Annotated in this window: 4 protein-coding genes and 1 pseudogene; 3 read left to right on the forward strand and 2 right to left on the reverse strand. The window is 60.7% G+C overall.

The features are described from left to right. The 3 genes and pseudogenes from GGR46_RS24230 to GGR46_RS24240 form a co-directional block, all read left to right on the forward strand. Positions 1-395 (forward strand): annotated as a pseudogene (locus tag GGR46_RS24230) (tyrosine-type recombinase/integrase); the annotation flags it as partial. 565 nt (positions 396-960) lie between these two features. Continuing rightward, positions 961-5,526: an RHS repeat-associated core domain-containing protein gene (locus GGR46_RS24235; protein ID WP_221263010.1), complete on the forward strand. Its 4,566-nt coding sequence runs from the start codon at positions 961-963 to the stop codon at positions 5,524-5,526. Then, entirely contained in the window at positions 5,523-6,167 is a 645-nt protein-coding gene (locus tag GGR46_RS24240) for a hypothetical protein (RefSeq protein ID WP_184000678.1), read from the forward strand. The genes GGR46_RS24235 and GGR46_RS24240 overlap by 4 nt, the downstream gene beginning before the upstream one ends. A 371-nt stretch (positions 6,168-6,538) precedes the next feature. Here the strand turns inward: GGR46_RS24240 and GGR46_RS24245 are convergent, their stop codons facing one another. Further along, positions 6,539-9,559, reverse strand: coding sequence for a TonB-dependent receptor domain-containing protein (locus GGR46_RS24245; protein WP_343058348.1), 3,021 nt, complete (start codon positions 9,557-9,559; stop codon positions 6,539-6,541). A gap of 470 nt (positions 9,560-10,029) precedes the next feature. Then, positions 10,030-12,465 (reverse strand): TonB-dependent receptor, encoded by a 2,436-nt coding sequence (locus GGR46_RS24250; protein WP_343058349.1) that lies wholly within the window; start codon positions 12,463-12,465, stop codon positions 10,030-10,032. Positions 12,466-12,481: the final 16 nt, after the last annotated feature.

The raw sequence follows: 12,481 nt of genomic DNA on the forward strand, positions 1-12,481 counted from the left end.
GGCGCCAGCGGCAGGATTTCAAGCTGGGTCATGCCGGACGGAACCCGGCTGGACTACAGCTATAACGGTTTCTCGCCTCGGGCGATAATCAGCAAGCTGACACCGCATGCGTTTGTCCGGCCGGGCGAACTGCGTCGCGCTGAATGGTCGGAATTTGATTTCGGCGATTGCCCCATGTCCGAGAATGCGATCAATGCTGCGCCTCGGCTATTCGGGCGAGGAGATGGCAGCCCACGGCTTCCGAGCGATGGCGAGCGCGCTTCTCAACGAATCCGGCAAATGGAGCGCTGACGCCATCGAGCGCGCTCTCGCGCATAGGGACACGAATGGCGCGCGTGGGTGCAGCTTATAATCGCAGTGCCTTCTGGGAGGGGCGCGTCGTTATGGCCCAATGATTTGGATCAACTGCGTGGACGGGCGGCCTAGAGTCGGCACCTGTAGGAAGGTGGCCGCTTTGCGCCCTGATCTCAGTCGTCCGGACGGGTCGCGAACTATCCCGAAAGCGGTCATCCGCCAGGGCCGCGCTTAGACGGCGGATATTGGGGAGGAAAGCCGGAGGATTGAGATATGAAAATCCGGCGGTGGGTGGGCATCGTTTCCGGTGCGAGGTTGCGCTCAAAGTCGCGGCCGTCAATTTTCAATGCCTTCGATGTGGATCAAAAGTGCGTTGCCACCCCACTCCTACTTTGCAACCTTATGTCAAAAGGGGGAGAAGATCCATGAAATGGCATGGGCCTAGATCGGCCATGAATTCGGCATCTCGCGATCAAGCCGAGCGCGATTGGTCCACCCTCTGAAGTCCTGATGCCTGGTTTCGGGCACGTATTATTCATGGGGCGGATCGCGAATAGTGCGGGCTATCTGCTTCAATAAGAAGCGCCTTAATGGGCTACCGTGCGGAATGATGTGAATCCCGCATGGTGAATGCTTGAGAGTATTCGTATGGTTTTTTCCAGGCTGTTGTCGTTTCGTCTTGCGATATGCGTTCTGGCATTCATGGCGTTACGCTCAGAAGTGGCGTTTGCGCAGTTTATGCCAAATATGCCGCCGCCGCATCGGGAAGTTACGAGCGACGGTGTCGATACGATGACCGGTGACCTGATATATTCGAACAAGGATATTTCGGTCGGCAGCGACGATGGGCCTGGCCCCCTGGCATTTGTTCGAACATATAGTACGCAGAATGGTGTGAACTATGCCTATCCAAATCTAGGCACGAGCTTCACGCATAATTTCCAGATATACTTGGAATCGTTCCCGATCGACAGCACAAGCACGCTGTTCAGGATAGTGGTGGGAACGGCAGGTTATAGCTTCGATACCACTCCAAGCGGATCCGTTTCACGTAACGGCGACGGCGCAACGCTCCTCGCGGAGCCGGGCGGTATGGTTCTTGTTCTGAAAGACGGAACGAGAATCGACTTTGGTCACTCTTATACCAGCGTCGGAACATTCTATGTGGAGGGGGATCGCTATTTCAACTATGGCGCGACGTCCATAACCTATCCAAACGGCGAGACGATATTCCTCAAATATGAGCCCGCTGCGTCTACCCCGACGGACGGCGTCATTCATCGCCTGGCTTCGGTGACGAATTCGAACGGATATTCACTTAATTTCAGCTATCTTGATCCGTCGACCAGCGGAGGACTGAACCAGGAGAAGTTTCTGGTCTCGCGCGTATCTGCCGACCGCATTAGCTGCACCTCGGCAGTGACCAATTGCAGCCCTTCTGGAAGCGCGCACGCGGACTATGAATATGTGCTCCTGACGACGCTGCCAGATGGCCAGAAGGTCTACGGGCTTGGTAAGTATACGGCTGTAGACGGTAAATATGTCAGCTATGGCTATAATGCAAATTATGGAATATCTTCCATTAGTCGTAATGGATCTTCCAATCCGGATCTCGCTATCTCGAAGCCAACGCCACTAGACACCTGGTTTACGGATGGCGATGGCAAAATTAAGAAGTACGCACTCTCGACCGATGGTAGCATCTATTCGGTAAAGATGACGATCACCGACGCTACCGGGCTTGTCACCAAGGCGGGGGGAGGCTCGGGCGACCTGCGGCCTGTTTGGACCGAAGACGGCTTCGGGCGGCGCACGGAATATGCATACGACATGTATGGGCGTCTGCTTTCGACCAAGTATCCTGAGGGAAACATCACCGCCCAAACTTATGACTCGCGCGGCAATGTTATAGAACGACGCGAGAAGGCGAAGCCCGGCTCCGGCTTGTCGGACATCGTGACCACCTCGGTGTTTTCGTCCTGCAACTCGACCAACGCGAAAATCTGCAACCGCCCGACATATACGATCGATGGCAAGGGCAATCGGACCGACTATTTCTATGATCCGGCGCATGGGGGCGAGACGGTCACGCTGTCACCGCCCAACCAGGCCGGCCTCAGGACGGTAACTCGATACGGATATTCCAGCTTCTATCCGGCACCTGGCGTCGTCGCCGGTGCTGGCGCTACGCTGCCATCGGCATGGCTGCAGACAGTGATTGACGAGTGCCTAGTGTCGGCGGTTACCGGTACTACGGTCGATTTCAGCTATGTCTGCCCTCCCGCCAGTCGGGTGAGAAGGAGCCTGGTCTACACGCCCTCTTCGAGCGGAGCGCGATCGAGCCACGAGCTTGAGCAGGTGATCGACGACGCCGATGGCCTGGCTCTTACAACGAAATATACCTATCGCCGTGATGGTAGGCTGGCCAGCGAGGATGGGGCCAGGGCGGGCTCGGCGGATCTCGCTGTCTACGACTATGACATAGCGGGTCGGCGGACCTCCGTTTCCTTTCCGAATGCGGGGTCGGGCGCTCCAGCCCAGCAATTTGGCTATGACAGCGTGGGGCGGCTCCGGGAAACCAAGCGCCGGCTGGGATCCGGCTGGGTGTCTGAGACATCGACGTTCAATGGGCGCGGGCTGGTCGCGACTTCTACGGCCGGCGACGGCACGCTCACCAGCTATGTCTATGACGACGCAGGGCGTTTGAAGGACGAGACCATCGCACTGGCGACGCCGCGCGTCACTCGGCGAACCTACAACCAAGCTGGCATGCTGGAGAAGGTCATCCGAGGAGTCGGGACCGCGTCGCAGCAGGACTATGCCACCTACTCCTACAGCGCCAATGGGCAGGTCGTGTCCGAGCAGGACGCTAACGGCAATTTGACCACCCGTTGTTATGACGGCTTCGATCGAGTGGTGGAGTTGCGCCTGCCTGCGCCAGATGCGGTTCCTGGCGCGGCGCCGAACTGCACCACCATCGCTGCTGGCCAAGGCCTCCCTGCCGGGGTCACGCGGGAAGAATATGGCTATGATGCCAACGGTAATCTTGCGACCCTTCGGCAACGTGACGGCCAGCTTCTGACGTTTACCTATGATGCTCTGGATCGCGTCGTCCACAAGGCGGTGCCCGGATTGGATCGTTCGGTCAGCTCGACCTATGACTTGCTGGGGCGGCGCACCTCCGCCAGCCTGCCAGGGAGTAACTCGGCGCTCTCGGTATCGTGGACTTATGACAACGCGGATCGGGTCAAGACTTCGACGACCCAGGGGCGTACCGTAGCTTATGAATATGATCCTTCAGGTGAAACGGTCGATACCGTTTGGCCCGACGGGCTCGCCACGCGGTACACGATGGACAACTTTGATCGGGTGACGTCGGTGGTTGAGCGAAATGGGCCGGCTCTTGCTTCCTATTCGTACGACCAACTATCTCGACGCACTGCGAATAACTACGCCAATGGCGCGACGGCAACCAGCTTCACCTATGATGCTTCTCAGCGCCTTGCTCAGCTGAGTCACGATCTCGCAGGGGCAGGATCGGATATCTCCCTTGCCTATACCTACAATGAAGCGGGGCAGATCGCGACCAAGCAGCAGAACAATAGCGCCTATGCCTGGACCGGCGCCTATAATGTGGAGCGTCCGTATACGCGGAACGCACTGAACCAGTATCAAACTGCCGGCCCTGCGACCTTCTCCTATGATACGCGAGGCAATCTCACCAGCGATGGCAGCTGGACTTTCAGCTATGATGGCGAAAATCGTCTTGTTACCGCGACGGGTGGCGGAAATGTAAGCCTCGCTTACGATGCCATCGGCCGGCTCGCAAGAATCACGTCAGGATCCTCGACGACGTCGTTCCTTTATGACGGCGAGAATCTGATCGGCGAGTATGACGGCGCCGGCAGTCTCTTGCGGCGTACCGTGTTCGGGCCTGGCGAGGACGAGCCTGCGGTGACGTATGAAGGTAGCGGGCGTTACTGGCTTTATTCCAATGAGCAGCGCTCGATCATCGCGCGCGCAGATGCTACGGGCACCGCGACCTCGATTACGTCTTACGGGTTCTATGGGGAGTCCGTCTCAGGCGATCGCTTCGGCTATACCGGTCAGATCAGGATCCCAGAATTGGGCCTGTATTATTATAAGAGCCGCTTCTACTCCCCGTTTCTCGGAAGGTTCCTGCAGCCGGATCCAACCGGCACCGACGGTGGCATGAACCTTTATGAGTATGCTGCCAGCGATCCGATCAACTTGATCGACCCGACCGGCAACAAGCCCGGGGGCCAAAACAGCACCGCGCCGTACGAACCTGTGAACGAAGATGAGATCACCGTCGTCGGTCGCCGCATTCGAGAGGGTGCTTCGTTCCTGATTGGTCTGACGCCGCTCGGATTCCCGGCAGATGTCTACACTGCTTTTTCCGGAAAGGATGGGATCACCGGCGAGCGCGTGTCGACGTTCTGGCGGATAGCGGGCGTGGTGCCCTACGTCTCGGAATTCCGAAAGGGCTACAAGGGCGTCCGAGTGCTTGTCCGGGTCGTGAAAGGCTGTGGCTGTTTCGAGGCGGGCACCCTGGTCGCAACGCCTTCCGGCATGCGGCCGATCGAACAGATCAAAATCGGGGATGAGGTGCTCGCTGGGGACGAAGTGAGCGGCAAGGTTTCTCCCCGCAAGGTTATGGCGCTCCTTCGGCCAGAGCCGAAGCCGCTCTACGACCTTCGCCTCAGGGCACCGGCCGGTGACATTGTCACCTTCCATGTGACCGATGATCATCCGTGGAAGGTCGAGGGGCAGGGTTGGGTGGAGACCGTTGATCTGAAGGTCGACCAGCGCATCGACACGGCGACGGGTGCGGACATGGTCGTCGTTGGCCGTTCACTGACAACTCAAGTTGCGCCGACGTACAATCTGAGCGTTGCTGATCTGAATACCTTCTTCGTCGGCAAGGATAAGGTGTGGGTGCACAATGGCGGATGCTGGAAGGCGTTTGCCAGCAGAAGTGCAGCCTTCCGGCAGGCCAAGCGCGATGCTGGTATCCCTGTGAACCAGCAGCCAAAATCCGTAGGGCCGAACGTCAACAAGCAGGGTAAGGTTGTGCAGGGGCGCGAGTATGTTTTCAGCAAGCCGGACGGAAGCACGGTCAGAATCCGGGAGGATGCCGGTGGCCATCCGGAACACGGATTGGGGCCGCATTTCAACATCAACGGCAGCAAGACCCATTACGGGTGGTGACGATGGATACCTACCGTATTCAAGACATCTCCTCTGAAGGGGCGCGCATTTCCATCGCGAATGGATTGACGGGTTTGTCTGCGTTCGTGGCCTCTATAAACGCCGATTGCGGAAAGTCGCTGCAGGAGGCGCGACGCGAAGCCCTTCGGTACCTGATGCAGATTGTGAGCGAGCATGGTGAGGCGATCTGGTTGGTTGCCGGGCACTCCTACCCGGTGCAGGATAACGCCATGGCGACCTACAACCGCTTGTGGCTAGGAATGGCGAAAGGAGGGATCGCCTTCCCACCGTCAACCAGCGATGACGGTGTAAAGGCTATATCGGAGGAAGGCGTCAGGTACTTCGGCTACCGAGCCGTGGGATGCGATGACGTGGAGTCGATCGAGAGCGTCCTGGCTCGCTTCCAGTCGTTCCTGATGGTTGGGGACACGGTATCCGACGCGGTCAAGATGGTTGGCGCCGGTTGGGCTTCGACAGGAAGCGGGGTGCCGCCAGAAGCTTTCGAACGTTCTTTGGAATATGGCGTTCCGCTGATTATGCTTTTGGGCGATTTCGACGACGCGACTGCAGAAGGAGTATTGGTTGCATCACCCGACGTCGTGCGCAGCATTGGCAGATCGAAGACAGAATCTCACTTGTGAAGCCTCGTTTGTCCTTTCAGCGATGGAGGGATCAAATGTGCTGCCGACATCTCGGCGCATTATCCTTGGCGGGATCTTTTCCCCGCCTGCCCATGCCTTTGCGCAGGAGGCTGTAACTTACAGCCATGATCCTCTGGGCCGACGTATCGGGGCGACGATAACCGGGGGTCAGCGAACGGACTCAGACGGTGGTGACGTTGCATCCAGCAGGTAATCTGCAGGGCTATCGCGTCACCGGTTCAACGATGAGCGGTTCGAGAGCGAGGCGCAGGAAGTCCTCGTCGTGCCGCCCGCGCTGGCGCCGGGGCGCCAGTGTCATGCGCCGACACGGAGCATCCCCGGAGACCCAGGTCTCCGGGGATGCCATACCGTTACAGGCGTAAGGACACGCCGGCGACGATCTGCCGGCCAAGCAAATCATAGCCCATGATCGTGTTGCCGCGCAGCAGGCCGATGCGCGAGCGGCTGTCCGGCACGATCGGCGGGTCGCGATCGAAGATGTTGTTCGCGGCAAGCCGGAACGTCATCTGCTTGTTGATGTCGAAGGTGAGCGCAAGATCGAACCAGTCATAGGCCTTGATGCCCGGGAACTGGTCCCGTCGCTGGCTTGGATCCGCCGTCGGGATGCCGGTGTCGGCCGGCGCATAGACGTCGAGCGGCATACCGGCGCGGTGGCGCCAGTTCACCGAAACGCTGGCGATGCGCTCGGGCAGGATCCAGGTGGTGCGCATCTGGTGCGCCCATTTGGGCATGCTCTCTCCGCACGAATTGCCCCAATAGCCGACGCAATCGCGTGAGGTGGCGGTAGGCGATGCCTGCGAGGCGACCCGCGTCATGAGCGTGCCGTTGAAGCTCATCTCGAGGCGGCCGACCGAACCCATGCCGACGTCATACTGCCCCTGGAAGTCCCAGCCATGCGACTGTGAGCGATAGCCATTTGCCGAACCCCGTGCGACCCAGCCCGTGGCCGGGCGCGTCGCCGGCGAGCTGTACAGCGTGCCGTTCGCATTGCGGACGATGGCGCGGCAGAAATAGTCGTTGCCGGTGCTGAGGCAGTCGTTGATCAGGTTCTGCGGCTGGAGGAAGTCGAGCTGGTCCTCCAGGTCGATCAGCCAGCGATCGACCGAGACGGTCAGCCCGGGCACGAAGCGCGGACGGAACACCACGCCGAACGTCTTGGTATAGGCAGTTTCCGGCTTGAGGTTGAAGCCGCCTTCACGGACGGTGCAGCGATCGTCCGGGCAGATCAGCGTGGTGCTGCCATAGAGGTTCGCCGCAAGGCCCGTATTGGCGCACTGCTGCGGCGTTGCGGCCGGGGCGATGCGCGGTCCGCCGGGGTTCGCCGGGTCGACCCGGGGTGCGCAGGGGTCCGCGTAGAAACCCTGGTTCCAGAAGATGTTGGCTGCGCCTGCAGCCGTGCCGACGCCAGGAGCTGCCTGCGCCTTGTTGTACGACGCACGGAAGCTGATGTCCTCGACCGGCGACCAGATGCCCTCGATCTTCCAGGTGCCGAACTTGTTGTCCAGGCGGTTATACTTGGACAGGCGGTAGCCGCCGTTCAGCTGGAGCAACTTGGTCCAGGACTGGTTCTCGACCAGCGGCACCTGGATTTCCGCATTGGCCTCCAGAATGCTCTGGGTAACGCGCTGGTTCGTGCCCCCGTTGTTCTCCTGGTAGATCTCGTTGACGATGGTGCGTTCCATCTCCTCGCGATATTCGCCGCCCAGCGCGATCGCGATGCCCTGTTCGGCGAGCGGCGAGACGATGCCGTACTTGCCGAGATCGCCGCTGACGGTGCCGACGAACTGCAGCAGGCGCGGAATGCGCGTGCTGACGCCGCCGGTAGCGCCGCCATAGATATAGTTGTTGAGCGCCGCATCCTTGTTGAACGGCGAGAAGGCGTTGAACGGCACGCAGTTCTTGTCGGTGCCATTGACCACCGAGCGGCAGGTCGGTCGGCCGTTGACGTTCACTACGTCGAGCGAGCGGTTGACGTTGTCGAACTTCGCGAACGGCACGTCGATGGTGTCGAGCTGCGCGCGCGAGAGCATGCCCGCCACGTCATAGGACCAGACATCGTCCAGCACCCGGCCACGCAGGCCCGCGACGACGCGATAGCCCGTGTTGGTGAACTCCTGACGGACCAGCGGCATCGAATCGAAGCGATAGCGCACGTCGAGCGGCGCATATTGACCTGCCACGCCCGCGTTCGCACCGCACAGAGTCTGCGCCTGCGACGCCGAGAGGAACGGGTTGTCGCAGTTCACCTGGTAGGGCGTGCTGCCATAGACGCTGTACGAATAGGTGCGGTTCAGCTGCGTGTTGTACGACTTGTCCCGATACCACAGCACGTTGCTGTACAGCTCGATATGGTCGTTGATTTGGGCGGTCAGGAAGCCGCCGGCGTTGACGCGGTTGAACGGCCGCTGGAACGACCAATCGTCATAGGGGTTGGCCGAGGCGCCCGCCGGTCCGCTGTTGATCGGAATGAAGGTGCCATTGCCGTTCGGATTGTTGACGAGCACCGTCCCGGAACTGGCGCCGGAGAGCGGGATGATCGTGCCGGCCGGGGTGTAGCTCGCGCGCGAGCAGGAGAGCGGCGAGGTGTTGCTCGACGTCACCACTTCGCAGACCGCGTTCGCGCGGTCGCGCAGGCGAACCAGGCTCGACTGGCGGTAGTCGACGAACCCCGAGATGTTGACGCGATCATTGAACAGATTGGTGCCTGCTGCCAGGCTGATATCCGCGCGGCCACCATCGTTGGACATGCCGCTGGCTGAATTGAAGCCAGCCCGCTTCGCGGCATCGGTCACCGCACTGGAGCGGTTGTTGTGGTTGAAGAAGCTGTAATTGCCGTCGATGCGGATGCCGCTGAAGTTCTTCTTCAGGATGAAATTGACGACGCCGGCGACCGCGTCCGAACCATAGACCGAGGAAGCGCCGCCGGTCAGCACGTCGATCCGATCGACCAGAGCGTTCGGGATGATGCCGACATCGACCGTGTTGGGCAGGCCGATGCGCAGCCCGTCGATGAGCATCAGCGTACGCTCGTAACCCAGGCTGCGCAGCTTGATGCGCTGGCGGCCCTCGGAGTCACTGAAATTCTGTTCTGAATTGACCTGCACCTGGGGCAGGCGGTTGACCACCTCCTCGATTGTCGTCGCCCCCTGCGCGGCGATCTCCGCCGCGGTGGTGGTGACGATTGGTGCAGCCGAACGGTTGTTCAGGCGAACGATGCGCGTGCCTGTTACGACGAGGTTGCCATCGGCGCTGTCCTGCGTCGATTCCTCCGCCAGCTTGGCGGACGCGACAGGATCGCCGATCGATGCAGCCTGTTCCTGCCGGTTATCGCTGGTCTGTGCTGCGGCCGGAACGGCCGACAGTGCGGCCACGCAGCAACTCGTGGCCCAAATGCCCTTCAACATCATCAAGATCCCCCAATCGTTGACCATCAATCCTGGGATATGGTGCGTCGGGGCGCCACACTCCTGGAGGAGGTGGGTTCGGCTGTTCGCCGTTATCGACTCCCGATTAGCCTTCCCGGATTTGGTTATAAGAAGGTGCCATGCTGGTTTTGTTCTGGCAATAAAGAAAATAAATTGGTTGTTGTATTACGTCAGGGAATCCTGGGCGTCGTTCGGCTGGAAACGCTTATGTCATCGTTGTCGGCCGATCCCGCAAGCTGACTGCATCCGATTGATCATACAGTAATGATTTTATCCCTTGTTACAGGATGTTGCCTTCGCCGTAGGCGATCTGTCAGGTGTTCGCGCCAATAGGCGCAAGGTCGCTGCGATCGACTTGCCAACCGTTAGTCTGGAGGCTTCTATGATCCTCGCGGACCAGGTCCGTCCCGCACCTTCTAGAACCGCGCGCCCGCCCTTATGCCGATGGTTCGCGGCGTGATCGGCACGATATAGGGGCGCTGATCGCAGGCGCCGCATTGCTGGAAGCGGGAGATCTGGCCGCGCTCGTCCCAGATGTTCTGGGCGAACAATTCGAAATTGTAGCGGGCCAATTCGAAGCCGAACGCCAGATTGCCGGTTGTGTAGCTTTCGATCCGCCCAAGCGCGGCGGCCTTGGCCACGCGGATATCCGAAGACGCCGAGCTCTGGTGGGCGACCAGTCCCTGCACATAACCGCGCCCGGCGCCCAGCGGGACCGAGTAGCGCGCGGTGCTGCTGATCTTGAAGCGCGGGGTGATCGGCAGGCGCGTGCCGCTGGGGGCGAGCACGTCGCTGCCGTCCCCGATGCAGATTTGCGTCGCGCACAGATCCTCGCGCGTCTTGGCATCGGTGTACGATCCGGCGACGGTGAGATTGAGCCCGCCCAGCGTGAGGTTGGCGTCCATTTCGGCGCCCCGGATGCGCGCATCGGGCCCGTTCTGGATGATCGTGAAGCTGTTCGGCCCGAGGAACGAGAACTGGAAGGATTTCCAGTTCTGCTGATAAAGCGCGCCGTTGAAGCGCAGCTTGCCATCGGCCAGCGTCGTCTTCCAGCCAAGCTCGTAATTGTAGAGCGTGTCGGTGGAATAGGGCGCGACGTCGCCGCGCCGGTTGATCCCGCCCGGCCGGAAGCCGCTGGACGCGACGGCGTAGAACAACAGGCCGTCGGTCGGCTTCCAGGTCAGATTGAAGCGATAGGTCACGCCCTGATCGATCGTCTTCTTGGGTATCAGCTTGCCGCTCGCATAGGTTGCGAGATTGGTGCACGGCCCACCCGCCACCGCCGCCGGCAGCAAGGTGTTGGTGGGGCTGCCATCGATATAGGCGTCACGCAGCGTCCTGCCATCGGCCATGAAGCAGCTCGCGACGCCGGTGCGGGAACTCCCGGCGGCGTTGAACGGCGAAGCGCTGTAGGGGCGCCCGTCGGCAGGATCGACGCCCGGGTTCCGGCCGAAGCCGAAAAAGCCGATCAGCGAGTTGTCATAGATGTAGACACGCGCGCCCGCGGTGAAGGTCAGCTTGGGCGAGATGTCGAAGCTCGCCTCGCCGAACATCGCGTAATCCTTGTCGACGCGGTGCTGTTGGGTCAGCCAGAGCGTCCCCGGCGAGCCGTTGACCGACACCGCCGTGCCGAGGCCGGGAATCTTGTAGTCCTGGTGGATCAGGTTCGACTGGCGCTGGTAGAACATGCCCGCGACGATCCGGAAGCGATCCGACGAGGGCGAGGCGACGCGCAGTTCCTGGCTGGTCTTCTTGAAGTGATCGGTGCCGATCACCCATTGGCGCGGGTCGATCGTGTTGCCCGCATTGTCCTGATAATAGAAATAGCCGGCGAGCCCGCCGACCGAGGCGTAGAGATTGTCATAGGCCTCGGAATAATCGGTATAGTCGGTCGCGGAATAGGCCTTCCGGTCGAGATAGGCGCCGGCATAGGTCAGGTCCCAGTTGCCGATCTTGCCCTCGATCGTCAGCGCGCCCTGGATGAAACGGTCGCGACGGTTCTCGGGATAGAAATGCTGGACCTTGAGGTCGCCGACCCGCGGATCGAAGGCATAGGTGCCGTGCCCGCGCATCTCCTGGTAGAGTACGGTCGGCGTGACCGTCCAGACATCGTCGAGATCGACCTTGAGCGCGGCGCGGCCGCCCCAGGTCTCGGTGTCGTTGTAATCATCCTCGACGAACGCGTCGTTCTTGACGGTGATGCCGCCAGGGGTGGGCAGGAAGCTGCGCGTGCCGGGGACATTGTCGATATAGCCCGCGTCGCGCTGATAGAAGCCGACCACCCGCAGCGCCGCCGAGCCCGACAGCGGCGCGTTGATCATGCCCTCGATCTTGCCGCCCTGGCCGCCATGCGCGACCGTATTGGCCTCGACATCGACGCGGCCTTCGAACCCCGAGGTGTCAGGCTTGTTGGTGATGATGCGGATCGTGCCCGCCTGGCTTGACGCGCCATAGAGCGTGCCCTGCGGCCCGGCGAGGCTCTCGATACGGGCGATGTCATAGATGTGGATGTCGAGCGTGCCGCCGATGGTCGTCACCGGCTGCTCGTCGAGATAGCTGCCGACCGAAGGCAGCGAGCCCGAATGGTTGCCGTCGCCGCCAGAGGCTACGCCGCGCATATAGACAGTGGTGAGGCCCGGCTGCGAAGTCTGGAAGGCCACCGAGGGCAGCAGCTGGGTATATTCGTTGAAGTTCGAGATGTTGAGCTGGTCGAGCTTGCGTGTACCGATCGCCAACATGCTGATCGGAACCGACTGAATGCTCTCGTCGCGCTTCTGGGCGGTGACGACGATTTCGTCCTGATCGGGAGGAAGTTCGGCGGATGTCTTTGGCGTGTCCTGCGCTTGCGCCATGGCTGGGAGGGATAGG

Origin of the sequence: Sphingomonas kyeonggiensis, assembly GCF_014196745.1 — a bacterium.
Lineage (GTDB): Bacteria > Pseudomonadota > Alphaproteobacteria > Sphingomonadales > Sphingomonadaceae > Sphingomonas > Sphingomonas kyeonggiensis.

Coding starts and splice junctions, on each gene's coding strand:
- GGR46_RS24250 (WP_343058349.1), bottom strand. CDS start 12,465: ATGGCGCAAGCGCAGGACACGCCAAAGACATCCGCCGAACTTCCTCCC.